General features: G+C 66.7%; 14 protein-coding genes and 1 pseudogene. 6 read left to right on the forward strand and 9 right to left on the reverse strand.

Annotation, left to right across the window (positions count from 1 at the left end):
- Positions 1-10: 10 nt before the first annotated feature.
- Positions 11-2,170, reverse strand: a complete 2,160-nt coding sequence (locus CLM60_RS15140) for a malate synthase G (protein ID WP_095589960.1) — start codon at positions 2,168-2,170, stop codon at positions 11-13.
- A gap of 167 nt (positions 2,171-2,337) precedes the next feature.
- Here CLM60_RS15140 and pepN point away from each other — a divergent pair, with 167 nt between their 5' ends.
- Both pepN and CLM60_RS15150 read left to right on the forward strand, forming a co-directional pair.
- Complete coding sequence (gene pepN / locus CLM60_RS15145; RefSeq protein ID WP_095589961.1) at positions 2,338-4,890, forward strand: aminopeptidase N; 2,553 nt, start codon at positions 2,338-2,340, stop codon at positions 4,888-4,890.
- Positions 4,891-4,968: 78 nt separating this feature from the next.
- The gene (locus CLM60_RS15150) at positions 4,969-5,844 is read left to right on the forward strand and encodes a lysophospholipid acyltransferase family protein (protein ID WP_095589962.1); all 876 of its coding nucleotides are present in this window, start codon (positions 4,969-4,971) and stop codon (positions 5,842-5,844) included.
- Position 5,845: 1 nt separating this feature from the next.
- Here the strand turns inward: CLM60_RS15150 and CLM60_RS15155 are convergent, their stop codons facing one another.
- Positions 5,846-6,445 (reverse strand): transglycosylase SLT domain-containing protein, encoded by a 600-nt coding sequence (locus tag CLM60_RS15155; RefSeq protein WP_095589963.1) that lies wholly within the window; start codon positions 6,443-6,445, stop codon positions 5,846-5,848.
- 199 nt (positions 6,446-6,644) lie between these two features.
- Here CLM60_RS15155 and CLM60_RS15160 point away from each other — a divergent pair, with 199 nt between their 5' ends.
- Entirely contained in the window at positions 6,645-7,172 is a 528-nt protein-coding gene (locus CLM60_RS15160; RefSeq protein ID WP_095589964.1) for a hypothetical protein, read from the forward strand.
- A gap of 19 nt (positions 7,173-7,191) precedes the next feature.
- Positions 7,192-7,401 carry a hypothetical protein gene (locus CLM60_RS15165; protein WP_095589965.1) on the forward strand — a complete coding sequence of 70 codons (210 nt, stop codon included), beginning with the start codon at positions 7,192-7,194 and terminating at the stop codon, positions 7,399-7,401.
- A 5-nt stretch (positions 7,402-7,406) separates the two neighbouring features.
- Here the strand turns inward: CLM60_RS15165 and CLM60_RS15170 are convergent, their stop codons facing one another.
- Positions 7,407-7,709 (reverse strand): winged helix-turn-helix transcriptional regulator, encoded by a 303-nt coding sequence (locus CLM60_RS15170; protein ID WP_217983299.1) that lies wholly within the window; start codon positions 7,707-7,709, stop codon positions 7,407-7,409.
- A gap of 125 nt (positions 7,710-7,834) precedes the next feature.
- On the opposite strand from CLM60_RS15170, the gene CLM60_RS15175 reads away from it, so the two are divergent.
- The gene (locus tag CLM60_RS15175) at positions 7,835-8,569 is read left to right on the forward strand and encodes a hypothetical protein (RefSeq protein WP_095589967.1); all 735 of its coding nucleotides are present in this window, start codon (positions 7,835-7,837) and stop codon (positions 8,567-8,569) included.
- A gap of 51 nt (positions 8,570-8,620) precedes the next feature.
- Here the strand turns inward: CLM60_RS15175 and CLM60_RS15180 are convergent, their stop codons facing one another.
- The 6 genes and pseudogenes from CLM60_RS15180 to CLM60_RS21415 all read right to left on the reverse strand — a co-directional run bounded on the left by CLM60_RS15180 (position 8,621) and on the right by CLM60_RS21415 (position 15,991).
- Positions 8,621-9,700: a glycosyltransferase gene (locus CLM60_RS15180; RefSeq protein WP_095589968.1), complete on the reverse strand. Its 1,080-nt coding sequence runs from the start codon at positions 9,698-9,700 to the stop codon at positions 8,621-8,623.
- Positions 9,697-10,704 (reverse strand): glycosyltransferase family 2 protein, encoded by a 1,008-nt coding sequence (locus CLM60_RS15185; protein ID WP_095589969.1) that lies wholly within the window; start codon positions 10,702-10,704, stop codon positions 9,697-9,699. Before CLM60_RS15185 ends, CLM60_RS15180 begins: the two co-directional genes overlap by 4 nt.
- Before the next feature lie 11 nt (positions 10,705-10,715).
- Positions 10,716-11,639 (reverse strand): glycosyltransferase family 2 protein, encoded by a 924-nt coding sequence (locus CLM60_RS15190; RefSeq protein ID WP_095589970.1) that lies wholly within the window; start codon positions 11,637-11,639, stop codon positions 10,716-10,718.
- 275 nt (positions 11,640-11,914) lie between these two features.
- Positions 11,915-14,428 carry a hybrid sensor histidine kinase/response regulator gene (locus CLM60_RS15195; protein ID WP_095590722.1) on the reverse strand — a complete coding sequence of 838 codons (2,514 nt, stop codon included), beginning with the start codon at positions 14,426-14,428 and terminating at the stop codon, positions 11,915-11,917.
- A 34-nt stretch (positions 14,429-14,462) separates the two neighbouring features.
- On the reverse strand, positions 14,463-14,981 hold the full coding sequence (locus tag CLM60_RS15200; RefSeq protein WP_245848429.1) for a putative pterin-binding protein: 519 nt from the start codon (positions 14,979-14,981) through the stop codon (positions 14,463-14,465).
- A gap of 75 nt (positions 14,982-15,056) precedes the next feature.
- A pseudogene (locus CLM60_RS21415) lies at positions 15,057-15,991 on the reverse strand (WecB/TagA/CpsF family glycosyltransferase).
- A 158-nt stretch (positions 15,992-16,149) separates the two neighbouring features.
- Here CLM60_RS21415 and CLM60_RS15210 point away from each other — a divergent pair.
- On the forward strand, positions 16,150-16,764 hold the full coding sequence (locus tag CLM60_RS15210; RefSeq protein ID WP_095589971.1) for a response regulator transcription factor: 615 nt from the start codon (positions 16,150-16,152) through the stop codon (positions 16,762-16,764).
- Positions 16,765-16,773 lie beyond the last annotated feature (9 nt).

A 16,773-nucleotide genomic window follows, 5' to 3' on the forward strand; every position in this document is an offset into this window, starting at 1 on the left:
GGAACCTTTCCTATCGGGTCGCCTTGGCCTGTTGACGCCGGGCATGCAGCACCGGCTCGGTATAGCCCGAGGGTTGTTCTGCCCCGCGAAAGACCAGATCGCAAGCGGCCTGGAACGCCACCCCGTCGAAATCGGGCGCCATCGGGCGATAGGCCGGGTCGCCCGCGTTCTGGCGGTCCACCACCTGGGCCATGTCGCGCATCGCGGCCATCACCTGCCGCTCGCTCACCACCCCGTGATGCAGCCAGTTGGCCAGCGCCTGCGAGCTGATCCGGCAGGTCGCGCGATCCTCCATCAGGCCCACGTCATGGATATCGGGCACCTTGGAGCACCCCACCCCCTGATCGACCCAGCGCACCACATAGCCCAGAATGCCCTGCGCGTTGTTGCGCAGCTCGGCCGTGACCTCGTCCGCAGACAGGTTGCGGCCATGGGGCAGCAGCGGCACGGTCAGCAGATCGGCCAGCGTACCGCGCGCGCCACCGGCGGCAATCGCGTCCTGGCGCGCCAGCACATCGACCGTGTGATAATGCGTGGCGTGCAGCGTCGCGGCGGTGGGCGACGGCACCCAGGCACAGGTGGCGCCCGATTGCGGATGGCCGATCTTGGCCTTCAGCATATCGGCCATCAGGTCGGGCATGGCCCACATGCCCTTGCCGATCTGCGCCTTGCCCTTCAGCCCACAGGCCAGCCCGATATCGACATTGCGATCCTCATACGCCGCGATCCAGGGGGCCGATTTCATCTCGCCCTTGGGGATCATCGGGCCGGCTTCCATCGCGGTGTGGATCTCGTCGCCCGTACGGTCCAGGAAGCCGGTATTGATAAAGGCCACGCGATGCTTCGCCACGCGGATACATTCACGCAGGTTGGCGCTGGTGCGGCGTTCCTCGTCCATGATGCCCAGCTTGACGGTGTATTGCGGCAGGCCAAGCGCATCCTCGACAAAGCTGAAGATGCGGTTGGCAAAGGCGACCTCGTCCGGCCCGTGCATCTTGGGCTTGACCACATAGACCGACCCGGTGGCCGAGTTGCGCGCGCCGGTGGTCTTTTTCAGGTCATGCATGGCGATCAGGGTGGTGATCATGGCGTCCATCAGCCCCTCGAACGCCTCATGCCCGTCGCGGTCCAGGATTGCGGGGTTGGTCATCAGGTGGCCGACATTCCGCACCAGCATCAGCGCCCTGCCCTTCACGTCGAAGGCGCTGCCGTCGGGCGCGGTAAAGCGGCGGTCGGGGTTCAGCGCGCGGGTGAAGGTGCGGTCGCCCTTGGTGACCTCTTCGGCCAGATCGCCTTTCATCAGGCCCAGCCAATTGCCATAGGCCAGCACCTTGTCCGAGCCATCGACACAGGCCACGGAATCCTCGCAATCCATGATCGCCGACAGGGCCGATTCCAGCCGGATATCGGAAATCCCCGCCGGGTCCTGTGCGCCCACATCGGTCGTGGGATCGATCACGATCTCGATCTTCAGATTGTTCTTTTGCAGCAGGACCGATTGCAATGTGGCGCCCGTGTCATGGCCCGCGAATTGCGACGGATCGGCCAGCCCGGTCTGCCCCATCGGCCCGTCGACCAGCAGCATCCCGTCCTGCACGCTCAGCGCTTTCACATCGGCCCAGCTGCCGCCAGCCAGCGGCGCCACGGCGTCCAGATGCGCCTTGGCCCAGGCGATCACGCGCCCGCCGCGTTCGGGGTCATAGCCGCCGCCCGCGGGCAGATCGCCCAAGGCATCGGTGCCGTAAAGTGCGTCGTAAAGCGAGCCCCAGCGCGCGTTCGCGGCGTTCAGCGCATAGCGTGCATTGGTGATCGGCACGACCAATTGGGGCCCCGGTTGCGCGGCAATCTCGGGGTCGGTCGCGGCGGTCTCAATCGTGAAATCCGGACCTTCAGGCACCAGATAGCCGATCTCGCGCAGGAACGCCTCGGTCTCTGCCGGGCTGGGGGCCGTGCCCTTGCGCGCGGCGTACCAGGCATTGATCTGCTCTTGCAGCCCCTCGCGCCGGTCCAGCAGCGCCCGGTTTTCCGGCCCGAAATCGTGGATCAGCTCCGACAGCGCCTGCCAGAACCGCCCGGCGTCGATCCTCGTTCCGGGCAAGGCGCGGTCTTCGATGAACGCGACCAGCACCGGGTCAATCTGCAAACCAAACTTTTCGATACGGTCAGTCATCGCGCGCGTCCCTTTCCAGCAAGCCTGAGCGTGATCCCTAGCGAAGAAATCCGCATTGGTAAACTTTTTTTACCGGTTCACCCATTCCGCCACCCCCTATGCCAGACCGCTTGCAGTCGCCGGGATTGCGGTTACTTCTTTTTATGGGAACTCAAAAGGAACATCCGATGCAAGCGGCGCCCGAAACCATCTTCCTCAAGGATTACACGCAAGCGGCCTATCTGGTCGAGGATGTGCACCTGACCTTTCGGCTGGACCCATCGGCCACGCGGGTGCTGGCGCGCATCCGGTTTGCGCCGAACCCTGCGGTCGCGGATCGACGCTTCTTCCTGCACGGCGAACAATTGAAGCTGATCTCGGCCCGCATCGACGGCGCGCCCGTCGCCCCCGATGTGACCCAGACCGGCCTGACCTGCGACGTACCCGACGCGCCCTTTACGTGGGAGGCCGAGGTTCAGATCGACCCCGCCGCCAACACCGCGCTGGAGGGGCTTTACATGTCGAACGGCATGTATTGCACCCAGTGCGAGGCCGAGGGCTTCCGCAAGATCACCTTCTACCCCGACCGGCCCGATGTGATGGCCCCCTTCACCGTCCGGGTCGCGGGGGACCTGCCCGTCCTGCTTTCGAACGGCAACCCCACAGGCAGCGGCGACGGCTGGGCCGAATGGCACGATCCGTGGCCCAAACCGGCCTATCTGTTCGCGCTGGTGGCGGGCGATCTGCGCGCCACATCGGACAGCTTCACCACCATGTCGGGCAAAAAGGTTGATCTGAACATCTGGGTCCGTCCCGGCGACGAGGGCAAGACCGCATTCGCCATGGACGCGCTGAAACGGTCGATGAAATGGGACGAGGATGTCTATGGCCGCGAATACGATCTGGACGTGTTCAACATCGTCGCGGTCGACGATTTCAACATGGGCGCGATGGAAAACAAGGGGCTGAACATCTTCAACAGCTCGGCCGTTCTGTGTTCGCCCGAGACCAGCACCGACGCCAATTTCGCCCGGATCGAGGCGATCATTGCGCATGAGTATTTCCACAATTGGACAGGAAACAGAATAACTTGCCGGGATTGGTTCCAGCTTTGCCTGAAGGAGGGGCTGACCGTGTTCCGCGATCAGCAATTCTCGGGCGACATGCGCGATCCGGCAGTCCAGCGGATCGAGGATGTGCTGGCCCTGCGCGCGCGGCAGTTCCGCGAGGATAACGGCCCGCTGGCCCATCCCGTGCGCCCCGACCGCTATGCCGAGATCAACAATTTCTATACCGCCACGGTCTATGAAAAGGGCGCCGAGCTGATCGGGATGTTGAAACGGCTGGTGGGGGATGACGGCTATGCCAAGGCGCTGGACCTATATTTCGACCGCCATGACGGCCAGGCCGCCACGATCGAGGATTGGCTGAAGGTGTTCGAGGATGCCACCGGCCGCGATCTGACCCAGTTCAAGCGCTGGTACGAACAGGCGGGCACGCCACGCGTCACGGTCGCGGACGAGTTTAAGGACGGCACCTATACCCTTCATTTCAAACAGATAACCAACCCCACGCCGAACCAGGACGTGAAGGCGCCGCAGGTGATCCCGATTGCCGTGGGCCTGCTGGGCCGGAATGGCGACGAGGTGCTGCCAACCCAGGTGCTGGAGATGACCGAGGGCGCCCAGAGCTTCCATTTCGAGGGGCTGGCCACCAAGCCCGTCCCGTCGATCCTGCGCGGGTTTTCCGCCCCGGTGATCCTGGAACGCGACCTCAGCGCCAGCGAGCGCGCCTTTCTGCTGGCCCATGACACGGACGCCTTCAACAAGTGGGAGGCCGGGCGCAGCCTGGCCAAGGATGTGCTGCTGCGGATGGTGACCGATGGCGTCGCGCCCGATCCCGATTATCTGGACGCGATCCGCACGGCGCTGCGCGATGATGGTCTGAACCCGGCCTTTCGCGCGCTGGTGCTGTCCCTGCCGGGCGAGGATGATCTGGCGCAGACCCTGTTCGATCACGGGCTGACCCCGGACCCGGCGGCGATTCACGCCGCGCGGGAGGGGCTGCGCGACGCGCTGGCCGCGCATTTGGCCGCCGATCTGGCCCCGCTTTACGACGCGATGGCCTGCCCCGGCCCGTTCCGCCCCGATGCGGTCGATGCGGGCAAGCGCAGCCTGCGGCTGGCGGCGCTGTCGCTGCTGACGCGGGTCGATGGCCCGGCCCGCGCACAGGCGCTGTACGACGCGGCCGACAACATGACCGAACAGCTGGGCGCGCTGTCCTGCCTGCTGGATGCGGGTGCAGGCGATGCCGCGTCACAGGCGTTCCGCGCGCAATGGCAGGGCGACCGGCTGGTGATGGACAAGTGGTTCGCGATGCAGGTCGTGCATGCCGCGCCCGAGACCGCCGCCGCGACCGCCGAGCGCCTGACGACAGACGACGCCTTCGATTGGAAAAACCCCAATCGTTTCAGGTCGGTATTCGGCGCCCTTACCATGAACGCGGCGGGGTTCCATCATGCCGATGGCGCGGGCTATGCCCTGTTGGCGGACTGGCTGATCCGGCTGGACGGCGCCAATCCGCAAACGGCGGCGCGCATGTCCACCGCGTTCGAAACTTGGCGCCGCTATGACGCCGACCGTCAGGAAATGATCCGCGCCGCCCTGCGCCGGATCGCCGATACCAAGGGGCTGAGCCGCGACATGTCGGAAATGGTGGGGCGCATGTTGGGCGGGGGCTGAGGGACGCTCGGCCAAGGCCCGCCGATCCCGGGGCGGATGCTGTCACGCCCCTGTCATTGATGTATGGTGACAAGAGCCATGAAAGACCGAATCGACCCTCTGATCGAAGAGCGTGCGCCCTGGCTTTTCGAGGATCACGCCTGGAGCGCGCCGTCGCGCCATGTGTTGGACAATCTGCTTGGCTACAAGCGCACCCTGGCCCTGGGCCAGGTGATCCGGGACCACCCCGCGCATGTGATCATGGATGAAATGGCGCGCCTTCTGGCGCAGGATGTGGAACTGTCGGGGCTGGAGAACATCCCGCGATCCGGTCCCGCGCTGGTGGTGGCCAACCACCCCACCGGGATCGCCGACGGCATCATGCTGTGGAATGGCCTGCGCGAGATCCGGCCCGACATGTTCTTTTACGCCAATCACGACATCCTGCGCGTCCTGCCGCAGATGGAGGCGATGATTGCCCCGGTCGAATGGCGCAAGGAAAAGCGCAGCCACGGCAAGACGCGCGAAACCATGGCCTATACCCGCAAGGCGATGGAGGCCGGGCGGCTGGGGGTCATCTTCCCCTCGGGCCGGCTGGCGAAACGGCGGGGACTGAAGCTGCACGAGCGGCCCTGGATGGCCTCGGCCGCGATGATCGCGCGGAAATTCGACCTGCCGGTGGTGCCGATCAACATCCGGGCGCGCAATTCGGTGCTGTTCTATCTGTTCGACCTGATCCACCCCACCCTGCGCGACATCACGCTGTTCTATGAAACGCTGAACAAGGATCGCCAGCCCTATCGGATGACAGTGGGCCAGCCGATTTCCGCCTCGGCCCTGCCCGCGAAATCCGAGGACGGGATCGAGATGCTGCGCGCCGCGACACTGGCGCTTGGCGGGCGCTATGCGCCCACGGTGTCGCTGGTCGACAACAGCCGCAAGCCCAGCTGGGTGCGGTCGATGCAGACCGGGTGATTTACTGACAATAAGGTTGCTTGCGGGTCCAGCCGGCCATTTCCTTGCGCTTGGACGCCACGGCAAACGGCCCCCAATCGGCGGCCACACCGCCGCCGCCGCGCGCCACCACGCCGTCGCGGGTGACGGTGCGCGACCAGATGCGGATCGCGCAGGACAGGTTCGCCGGTCCCTTTTGCAGATCCTCGCCGGTGCGCGCCTGACAGCCATAGCCGCGCGCCGTCGCGGGCGAGATCTGTACCAGCCCGAACCAGCGCCCGCCGCCGCCCACGGCCTGAGGGTTCCAGGTGCTTTCGTGCTTGGCCAGCGCCGACAGCAGCCCGGTCCAGAACGCGCGCCGGTCCGCCGGTTCGGCATTGGCATAGCCCGGGCACCAGGCGTTGATATCGGCGGGCACGGTCTGGGCCAGAACGGCGCCATGGGTCGACAGGGCGCGCATGCTGGCGCGGGTCCAAAGCTCGGCCTGGGGTTTGTGGTCCCAGCGCATGACGGGCTGTTCGCGGCGGGATTCCAGCGCGACGGCCTGTTCCTGGCCACAAGCGCTGAGCAAAAGCCCCCCGATCAGGCACAGGGCAAGGCGATGGGAACGGGCGGATCGCATGTCAAAGCTCCGACTGGCGTGTCGATTCACCCTGCTGTGCGCGCGGGGTTTGCGCAAGCGCCCCGATGCCACCCCTGCCCCGATGGGCGGCGCACCGCGCATCGGCCCGCGCCGTTTGTGCCCCGCGCGGCCCAAATTCTGCCCGATTGCGCGGATAGCGACGGGTCAGATACGACTTCACAAAAAGGAAGCAGCGCTGATGCCTATTCTCGCCGCCGTGATCGCCATTCCGGGGGCTGCCTATTTCTGGATGCACCGCGCCCGCAACGCGGCGGAAATGACCCAAGAGCTGGGCGGCATGGCCTCGGACGTGATGTCCGCCGCACGGCGGTTCGGGTTCCGCCGCCGCCACGACCAGCACCCGGTCGACAGCCTGGAGGACAGCCATGTCGCCATCGCGGGCGCGGCGCTGGCCTTTCTGGAAATCGGCGGCCTGCCCACGCGCGAACAGCACGACGCGCTGAACCGGTCGCTGCAATCGCATCTGGGCATTCCGATGAAATCGGCGGAAGAGGCGCTGATCCTGGGCCGCTGGCTGATAAACGAATGCGGCGGGGCCAGCGCCGCGCTGACCCGTCTGTCCAAACGGCTGAGCAAGCTGGACCGCAATAGTTTCGAACCCCTGATGGCGGTGATGAAGGACGTGGCCGCCCATGCGGGGGGCGATCTGACCGATCTTCAACGCGACGCGCTGGCCGAAATCGCGCGGGTGTTCCGGATCGGATAACTGGAACACTTTCGATTTGATGAAGAAGCTCTTCATCACTTCGAAATTGGCGATAACTTGCGTTGCGAGCTTTGTCTATTTGGCAATGTTCGGCGACGTGCTTGAACCGGAACCGAGCGTCGCTTCAGCTATTGCGCTGGGAATTTGCGGGCTGTCATTCGGGTTGCTTCTTCACCTGCGACTTTACAGCTTCCTGCGGTGGGTTCTGGGCGAGCTGAAAGACGAATAGCCCCCTTATTTGACCTTTGGTGGCAAATCCGGCGTCTGCGCCATCCCCCAATCGTAAAGCGCATCCATGACCGGTGCCAGCGCACGGCCCTTGTCGGTCAGCGCGTATTCGGCCCGGGGCGGGTGGGTGGAATACATCGAGCGGACTAGGATGCCCGCCTCTTCCAGCTTTTTCAGGCGCGCCGACAGGGTGTTGGGCGAAAGTCCCAACTGATCTTGCAAATCACTGAACCGGCGGCTGCCCTCCAGAAAGAACTCGCGCACGATCAGGAAAGACCACTGGTCGCCCATTTCGTTTGTAGCCCGCATGATCGGGCAATTCGCGCGTGTGATCGACCTCATACCCTGAATATAGCCAAAAAATCCGGAATGTGAACTTGCTATAATAAATATAGCTACTACTCTAAGTGTATCTTTAACATCCGGAGGATCCCATGTTCCACAATTTCATCCATGCCTATGTCCTGTTCTTCGCGGTGCTTTTGCCCGGGATTACCATTGGACTGGTGGCACTGAACGCCCAGGCTGCGGGGCTTGGCCCGTCGCGCGCGATCCGCGCTGTGATCGTCACGGCAGGGGTCTTTGGCCTGTGGTATGCGGTGGCCAGCATGGTCACCCGGTCTGGCCTGATGATGCCGCCGCCCACCATCACCGATCCGCCCTATGTCATGATGTTCATGCTTGGCGGCGCGGGTACGTTGTGGGCGCTGGCGCGGCTGACGGCCACAGGCCGGGCAATCAGCGATGAGGCCAGCCACGCGCAACTGATCGGCTTCCAGATCCCGCGCATCATGGGGGGTGTGTTCCTGATCGGTTGGGCGCTGGGAGAGATCCCATGGCAATTCGCCCTGCCCGCAGGCCTGGGCGATATCTGGGCCGGGATCGCGGGATACACCGCGATGCGGGCCGCCGCGCGGGGCGACGCGGATGCCGAAGCGAAGATCCAGCGGGCCAACGTTATCGGGCTGGCCGATTTCGTGGTGGCGGTGCTGACCGGGCTGATGACGTCCGAGGGGTTCCTGCACCTGATGTCGCACGATGCGCCCAACATCATCAACGCCGATCCGTTGGGTCTGTTTCCGGGCTTTTTCGTGGCGATTTTCCTGGCCTTTCACGCGGTGTCGCTATCGCGGCTGCGGCGGGGAAGCATTGCCGCGCAGCGGGCCTAGGATCGGGGGCAAGGGGCCTGTCGGTACCGGCCTTGTGGTCCAGGGAACAGGTCAAAGAAAAGCCGTCACAGGCCCCTTGCCCGCCGCGATCCCCTGCGGCTCGTGTGGCGGGGCGGCAAGGTCGTCGGTGTTGCGCGCAGGGCGTGCCCGGCGGGCCAGCAGGTCATCAATCACCCCCTGCCAGGCGCGGGCGAAGTCGGCCTCGACCAGGCTCAGGGTGCCGCGTGGCGCGGGCGGTGGCGGGGCGTTCATCAGCTGCCGCAGCGCCCGGGCCCAATCCGCCACCGATCCCCCCGGCACCATGGCCACCCCCGGCCCGGCGTGATCGCTCAGGCCATCCACCGCCGCCAGCGCCAACGGGCGCCGCGCCGCCCGCGCCTCGAGCGCGACAAGGCCATAGGCCTCCCACCGCGAGGGCATGGCGACCGCATCGACCGAGGCCATGGCGCTGGCCGGTGTCTTGACCAGCCCGTGAAAGCCGATCCGGGCGTCCCCGGCGGCCATGGCGTGCAGCCGCGCGGCCTCGGGGCCCGCGCCGAACAGGGTCAACCGCGCCTGCGGGTCGGTGATCAGCCGAAAGGCCGGGATCAGGATGTCGAAGCCCTTTTGCCGGTCGAGCCGCCCGATGGCGCCGATATGCCTGCCCCCGCCCGACGGGGGCCGCATGGCGCGAAAGGCCGACAGGTCGACGGCGGACCGGATCATCCGCAGCGCGCCGGGTGGCACCAGCCCCTGCGCCCGCAGCCAATCGGCCTGGGCGGGGCTGACGGCGACCACGGCGTCGAACTGGGCATAACCGGTGCGCAGCATGGTCAGGAAGCGCCGCCGCGCGGGCACGTTCTGTGTCGCGAAAGCGGGGGTATAGCTGTGTTCGACATGCACCATCGGCATCCCCGCATGACGGTGCCGAAAAGCCACCAGCCGGAGCAGCCCGCGCCAGCCCAGCGCCAGGTGCGACACGGCGATATCGGCCTGAACCCGCGGCAGCGCCCCGCCGCGCGAGACCGAGCGGACAACATGGCATCCCCCGACGGCCAGGCGCGGGCAGCTGGCCAGATGGCCAAGCACCCGCATCACCCCGCCGGGCGTGGTGTCGTCGATCAGGTGCAGGATCGTGGGCAGGCGGGTCATGGCGTTCTTTCCGGCATGTGGCGGGCAGCCAGACGGCGCAGCGCCGCCGCCCAATCCAGCGGCGCGCGGCCGAACCGCTGCAACGCGCGGGCGGCCAGCCAGGTGGTCAGGGTCTTGAGCGGCTCCTCGACCAACGGCGCGCGCGAGGCCGCCAGCGCCTGCGCGGCCAGACGACAGGCCGCCGCCGCATCGCCATTGCGTACCGACCGACGCGCCAGATAGCGCAGCTGATAGGCCCGCGCGGCATCGGTATGGGTGGCAAAGAAGGCCGGCGCAAGCGGGCGCAGCTTGACCACCATCCGTTCCCAGGACTGCATCTGGCGGTCGGTATCGGCCGACAGCGCGTCACGGTGGATCCGGTAACAGGTCAACAGCCCCGGCACGCCCTCGATCCGCCAGTCGGTGCACAGCGCGAAACGCAGCCAGCATTCGATATCCTCGGACTGGCGAAAGGTCTCGTCGAAGATCCAGTCGCGCTGGAATTCGATCCGGGGCCGCCAGGCGATCGCGTCCAGCGCGGCGCGGCGGAACACAGGGGCCGAGCCGTTGCCGACCGGGTTGCGCTTGAACACATGGCGCGGGGTGATCCCCGCCAAGCGGGGCCGTTGCGCGTGGCCCGTGGCGCGGCCCTGTGCGTCGATCAGAAGCGACCCCGAAAAGCTGAGCCCGACGGCGGGCGCGGTGGCGAAATGGGCGATATGGGTCTGCAGCTTGGCCGGGTGCCACAGGTCGTCTGCGTCGCAGAACCCGATATAGGCGCCGGTCGCCTGGGCGATGCCGCTGTTGCGCGCCCCCGCCAGGCCGCGATTGGGCTGCTTGACCAGCCGGATGCGCGGGTCGGCATCGGCGGCGTGGGCGACGATCGCGGCGGTCTCGTCGGTCGAGCCGTCATCGACCACCACCACCTCGAGATCGCGGCAGGTCTGGCCCTGCAGCGACCGCAGCGTGTCCGGCAGGGTTGCGGCGGCGTTGAAGGCGGGAACGACGATGGAGGCAAGGGGCATTCCGGACCTCCTCAGTGGGAAAACAGGCTTCGCCGGACCGCCGCGGGCAACACCTGCGCCAACAGCGCGCCCAGCGCCGTCGCCGCCCCGCGCCGCGGCGGACAGAGAAACGACCGCGCATCGCGCGACAGGCCGCGACGGGTCATGTCCCAGGCGATCCGGGGCGCCAGGTTCAGTCGCAGCGCCCGCCGCGCGAGATAGCGGTAATGCAGCGCCTCTTCCGCCGGGCGGACGGTCACGCCAAAGCTCTGGGCGGTCAGCAGCGCGCGATCACGGGCCGCGATCATCGCCGTCAGGTCCGAGGACAGCCCGCTGCCCGAGGTGCGATAGCAGACATGCAGATGGTTCACGCCGCACAGCCGATAGCCCTGTCCGATCAGCCGGATCTGCCAATCCAGATCCTCGTTATGCAGCAGATCGGCGTCGAACCCGCCTGTCGCCTCGAACACCGCGCGCGCCACGGTCAGGTTCGACAACGTGCAGACCGGGTTTTCGCCCAGCAGCATGCGGATGCTGATTTCGCCCTCGGGCACGGTCGACCTGGTGCGGATCTTGTGCGGCTGGTTCTGGAAAAAGCCGATCTGGCCGAACACGGCCTCGACCTCGCCCTCGGCGAACCGCTGGGCGACGCTGGTCAGCTTGCCGGGCGCCCAGACATCATCGGCATCGCAAAACGCCACATAGGTGCCGCTGGCACAATCGATGGCGCCGAAATTCCGCGCCGCGCTGGGACCCTTGCCGGGGTTGGGCACCACACGGATGCGGTGATCGGCCCGCGCAAAGCGCCGGGCCAGCGCCACCGTGCCGTCGGTCGAACCGTCGTCGACGACAATCGCCTCCCAGTCGCGGCAGGTCTGGACCTGCACCCCGCGCAGGGTCTGGGTCAGGGTCTTTTCGGCGTTCAGGGCCGGGATGACGACGGAAAACTTGGTCATGGGCGCGCTCTGTGCTGGTCGTGGGGAAAGATCGCGTCCACCGACCGGCCCGCGCGCCCGTTGCGGGCTGTCAGGGGGGCAAAAAGGATAGCTGGGGTGCGGGTCACTGTGGGTCTCCAATCTCTGACCCAGAGCTAGCCTGTCGGCCCCTGCCCTGTCGCCCGCGCGGCGGGACGGGCGAGGCACACATTGGGGGTGGGACCTATCCTGTCGACTAGGATCTCTATGCGCGCAGGCCCGGTGCCCTATCCCGCGCGGATGGCGGGACGTGCCGGTCAGGCGATCCGCGGCGCCGGGGCCTCGTGCCAGGCGACGCGGGCGTCGGCAATGGCGCGGGCCAGACGGTCGTGGTCGCCCGCCTCGGCCGCGGCCTCGACATGCAGCAGCGCGGTGCGCAGATCGGGCTGTCCGAAGGCGGCGGCGCTGCCCGCGATCTGGTGGCAGCGGTCGGCAATCGCCGCCATGTCGCCGGGCGCCCCGGCCAACCAGTCGAAAAGCGCGGCCGCCTCGGCCAGATAGCGGTCCTTGAGCGCGGCGATCGGGTCGGCGGGGGCCCGTGGCGGTGGCGGGGCTTTGGCGGCGGGGGCCGAAACCGGGGGCGTTGCCGGGGCGGCCGCATCCGGGCCGCAGAGCCGGTTCAGCAGCATCACCAGCTCGTCAGGGTCCAGCGGCTTGCCCAGAAAGGCCGACATCCCCCCCGACAGGAAGCGGTCCTTGGCCTCGGGCAGGACATTGGCGGAAAACGCCACGATGGGGATATCGGCGTTCGGTCCGCCCCCTTCGCGGATGGCGCGGGTCGCGGCCAGACCGTCCATGACCGGCATGCGGATATCCATCAGCACCAGGTCGAACCGCTGGTGCTGGGCGATATCCACCGCCTGCAACCCGTTTTGCGCGGCGGTCACCTTGTGGCCCATGCCGCCCAGCAGATCCTGCGCCAGATGCAGGTTGATCTCGTTATCCTCGGCCACCAGGATCCGCAGCCCGCGCAGCGCAGCCGTGTCCGGCGCGTGGCTGTCGGTCGCGTCGGTGGCGCTGGCGGGCACGACCGGAATGCGGAACCAGAACACGCTGCCCTCGTCCAGGGTGCTTTCGACGCCGATCTCGCCGCCCATGGCGGTCACGAAACGCTTGGCGATGCCCAGACCCAGCCCGGTGCCGCCCAGATCCGATTTGAGCGGCTTGGCGAGGGATTCGAAATCGTCGAAGACCCGCGAAAGATCGGCCTCGGCAATGCCGATCCCGGTGTCGATGATGCGGAACTCGACCGCCGCCGCGCCATCGGCGCCGACCTGTTCCAGCTCGATCGCGATCCGACCGTCGGTGGTGAACTTGATGGCGTTGCCCAGCAGGTTCAGGATCACCTGTTGCAGGCGCGAGGAATCCACCTCGACCCAGGTGGCGGGGGGGCCGGTCCAGCTCCATTCCACGATATTGCCATGCGCTTCGGCCGCGCCCAGCTGGGAATCCACGATATCCTGCACAAGCCGCCCCAGATGCACCGCCTGGCCTTGGGTTTCGGTCATCCCGCTTTCGAACCGCGCGATATCCAGAACCGCATCCACGTGCGACATCAGCAACTTGCCGGAGATCCCCATATGGCGCACGAAGCGTTCCTGTTCGCTGTCCAGCCGGGTCTTGCGCAGCAGCGACAGGTTGCCCAGAACCCCGTTCAGCGGCGTGCGGATCTCGTGCGTCATCATCGCCAGGAACTCGGCCTTGGCCTTTTCACCGGCCAACGCGCTGTCGCGTGCCTCGACCAGTTCGGCCTCGTCCTTTACCCGCTGCGAGATGTCGCGGAGGAAGCCGATGATGATCTGCCCGCTTTCGGTATCGGCCATTTCCAGCGCCAGCTCGACCGGGAAGACCTCGCCGTTCTTGCGCTGCGCTTCCAGTTCGACCCGGCCCATGCCCACCACATGACGCTCGCCCGTCAGGGCAAAGCGGCGCATGCCCGCCTCGTGCGCATCGCGCAGATGGTCGGGGATCAGGATATCGCCGAGGGTCCTGCCGATCACATCCTCGCGCCGATAGCCGAAGATCCGTTCCGACACGCTGTTGAAATCCAGGATCCGCCCCTGCAGGTCCGACACAACCAGCGCATCCAGCGACGCTTCCAGGATCGTATCCATCCGCGACAGGGCCGAGGTGAGCTCTCGCCCGCGGCGCTTGGCGACCCGGCCCGCGATCTGGGCGTGGCGCATCAGGATGACCAGCGCGACGACCAGCGTGGTGGTCAGAAAGGCCATGCGCAGCAGCGTGACCGCAATCGACCGGCGGCGCGCATCGGATTGCTCGGCAAAGACCAGCAGGCCGGAATTGGCGATCCGCCGCACATCGCCGCGCGATGCATCGGCCCCCTCGGCAAGCGTTTCCAGCCCCGCCCGCAGCGCGGCGGGGTCGCCATCGATCAGCGGGATCATCGCATCCAGGCGGGATTTCACCAGGTTCAGCGCGCTGCCGAATTCCGGCAGATCGCGCAGCGGCGCGTAAAGGGCGCCGGTCGAAAGGGTCGACATCCGGCTGTAGAAGATATCGAATTCGCGCCGCACCGCCTCGAGGTCGGGAACGTGATTTTCCCGCGCCAGGTCCAGCGCGTGCTGGAATTCCAGGAATTCGACCTCGGCCTGGGACAGGGTCCATTGCACATTGTCGGAATTGGCCGAGCTGAGCAGCCGCAGGTCGCGCACGATCTCGACCGCCAGAAACGCGATTGTGGCCACGCAAAGCGCGGCCACCAGCACAAGGATGACAGATCCCCGGCGCCTGAGATTTCGCAATCCGGACATGTCACGGTCTTCGGTTTCGGGCGACATCTGGGGCTTACTGCTTCACGTCGATCCTGTCGAGTTGCCAGATGCTGCGCGAATAGATCACCTCGGACCGGAACTTGTTGGACGCGGCATAGGGATAGATCACCCAAAGCGGCCCCTTTTCGCGGCGGTGCATGGCGTTGCCGTTCAGCGCATAGGCCACGATCGGCCCGTCATCGGTCGCGTCCGAGACCGGGATTTCCACCGCGTAATCGTTGATCGCCACGGCAGCCAGCGTTTCGCCCTGGGCGCCCACATGCTCCAGCAGCGTGTTCAGGCGCACACCGACGAAGACCTGCTCGCCCTCGGTCCAGATCGTGTCGGTGACGATCTCGCTGGCATCCAGCGCCTGCAGCATCTCAAGGTCGAACTGCGCGGCGTCGGGGGCGTTGGTCTGGGTGATGTTTCCGGTAACAGTCAGAATGACCTCGCCCGTGGGGGCCGGCAGGCCTTCGGCCCGGGCCGCGTGTCCGGTCAGGGTCATCAGTGTCGCCATAACGGCAACACACAGGGTTTTCAGTCGGTACATGATCGTCTCCTCGATACGCAGGCACATCATAGGCCAAACCGGCGATCTTGGGCACGGGGTTTCGGGATGGGCACCCTATCCGTTCGGATAGGGTCGCGCGGCGCGGGTGTTCGGGGCCGGGCTGGCACCGCGCCCCTGACGCCGCGCATGCAGGGCCGCGCGCACCATGAAGGCCACATTGCCCAGCAGATACCGGCGCGCCAGGCGGCGCGGCTCCATCGCCAGGCGCCAGACCCATTCCATCCGCGCCTTGCGCACCCAAAGCGGCGCGCGCCGGACCGTACCGGCCAGGAAATCGAACAGCCCGCCCACGCCCAGGATCAGCCCCGCCGACAGGTGACGGGCATTGCGGTCGATCCACAGCTCTTGCAGCGGCGCACCCATGGCCACCAGGACGATGTCGGCGCCCGAGCCGTTGATCGCCCGCAGCACAGCACCGGTATCGCGCGCACCGTCATAGCCGTCGCGGGTCCCGCAATCCGCAGGCCGGGGATCTTCCGCGCCAAAGCGCGCCCCGCCGCCGCCGCCGTGCCCGGCCGCGCCCCGAACAGATAGACCGATTTGCCCTGCGCCGCCGCTGCGCGCAGCAGCGCGGGGGTGAAATCGGTGCCGTTCAGGTTCTGCGTCAGCCCGCCCCCGGTCATCCGCGCCGCAAGCTCGATCCCGATCCCGTCGGGCAGCACCGCATCGGCCCGCTCCAGCGCCGCGGCGTAACCGGCATTGCCCGCGCACAGGTTGGCGCAATGGGCGTTCAGGAAAAAGACCGTCCGCGCGCCACCGGCCAGCAGCCAGTCCGCCGTGCGCCGGGTGGATGCATCGACCACCGGCACCCCCATCACGCGGCGGGTGGGAATGGGCGGCGGGATGGCAAAGCGCTGTGCGAATGCGGTTGCGGGGTCGTGTTTCATGTCGGGGCCTTTCGGGGTCGATCCTGTACCCCTATGGGTGCCCCGCCCCGCCGCCGCGGCGCAATTCCGCCAACGGACAGCCCCGCGCCCATATCGCGCCATCCACGCCCCGCTGAGCACCCGGCGCGCCCGCCGGTCCCCTGCCGCTATACGGGCGTATAGGCCGCCATGTCCGTTCGCGCGGCGCGATCGGGCCCACAGGCGCTTAACAAGTCAGGGATTAGCTGCTTAGATGGGACAACCGGATATGGTGAGTAGTGATGAGAATTTTGATTGCCGACGATCACGATCTGTTGCGCGATACGCTTGTGGCGTTCCTGGGGGCGGACGGGTCCATCGAAACGGCGGCCGCCGCCAGTTTCCCCGAAGCCTGTGACCAGATCCGCAGCGACGGTCCCTTCAACCTGGTGCTGCTGGATTTCAAGATGCCCGGCATGAACGGGCTGGACAGCCTGCGCGAGGCCATCGCGATGGAGGGCGGCCAGCGGGTCGCGCTGATCTCGGGCGAGGCCACGCGCGAGATCGCCGAACAGGCGCTGGAAATGGGCGCGGCGGGCTTCATCCCCAAGACGCTGCCGGCGAAATCGCTGGTCAACGCGGTGAAATTCATGGCTATGGGCGAACAATACGCGCCCATCGACTTCATGACCGCCCCAGAAGAGGCCGACGAGCACCCGCTGGCCAAGCGCCTGACCCCGCGCGAGATGGACGTGCTGCGCGGGTTGTCGACGGGCAAGTCGAACAAGGAAATCGCCCGCGACCTGGATCTGACCGAACCGACGATCAAGCTGCACATGAAAACGCTCTATCGCAAGCTGGGGGTCAACAACCGCACCCAGGCCGCGATCACGGCGCGGGATTCGGGCCTGTTCTGACGCGGGCGC

This window comes from Actibacterium ureilyticum (assembly GCF_002285435.1).
Taxonomy (GTDB): domain Bacteria; phylum Pseudomonadota; class Alphaproteobacteria; order Rhodobacterales; family Rhodobacteraceae; genus Actibacterium_C; species Actibacterium_C ureilyticum.

Excerpts from the sequence above, each read along its gene's own strand:
- CLM60_RS15190 (WP_095589970.1), bottom strand. The coding sequence starts at position 11,639 with ATGACCAAGTTTTCCGTCGTCATCCCGGCCCTGAACGCCGAAAAGACC.
- CLM60_RS15165 (WP_095589965.1), top strand. The coding sequence starts at position 7,192 with ATGAAGAAGCTCTTCATCACTTCGAAATTGGCGATAACTTGCGTTGCG.
- CLM60_RS15200 (WP_245848429.1), bottom strand. The coding sequence starts at position 14,981 with ATGTACCGACTGAAAACCCTGTGTGTTGCCGTTATGGCGACACTGATG.
- CLM60_RS15170 (WP_217983299.1), bottom strand. The coding sequence starts at position 7,709 with ATGCGGGCTACAAACGAAATGGGCGACCAGTGGTCTTTCCTGATCGTG.
- CLM60_RS15175 (WP_095589967.1), top strand. The coding sequence starts at position 7,835 with ATGTTCCACAATTTCATCCATGCCTATGTCCTGTTCTTCGCGGTGCTT.
- CLM60_RS15210 (WP_095589971.1), top strand. The coding sequence starts at position 16,150 with ATGAGAATTTTGATTGCCGACGATCACGATCTGTTGCGCGATACGCTT.
- CLM60_RS15195 (WP_095590722.1), bottom strand. The coding sequence starts at position 14,428 with ATGTCCGGATTGCGAAATCTCAGGCGCCGGGGATCTGTCATCCTTGTG.
- CLM60_RS15140 (WP_095589960.1), bottom strand. The coding sequence starts at position 2,170 with ATGACTGACCGTATCGAAAAGTTTGGTTTGCAGATTGACCCGGTGCTG.
- CLM60_RS15160 (WP_095589964.1), top strand. The coding sequence starts at position 6,645 with ATGCCTATTCTCGCCGCCGTGATCGCCATTCCGGGGGCTGCCTATTTC.
- CLM60_RS15185 (WP_095589969.1), bottom strand. The coding sequence starts at position 10,704 with ATGCCCCTTGCCTCCATCGTCGTTCCCGCCTTCAACGCCGCCGCAACC.
- pepN (WP_095589961.1), top strand. The coding sequence starts at position 2,338 with ATGCAAGCGGCGCCCGAAACCATCTTCCTCAAGGATTACACGCAAGCG.
- CLM60_RS15180 (WP_095589968.1), bottom strand. The coding sequence starts at position 9,700 with ATGACCCGCCTGCCCACGATCCTGCACCTGATCGACGACACCACGCCC.
- CLM60_RS15150 (WP_095589962.1), top strand. The coding sequence starts at position 4,969 with ATGAAAGACCGAATCGACCCTCTGATCGAAGAGCGTGCGCCCTGGCTT.
- CLM60_RS15155 (WP_095589963.1), bottom strand. The coding sequence starts at position 6,445 with ATGCGATCCGCCCGTTCCCATCGCCTTGCCCTGTGCCTGATCGGGGGG.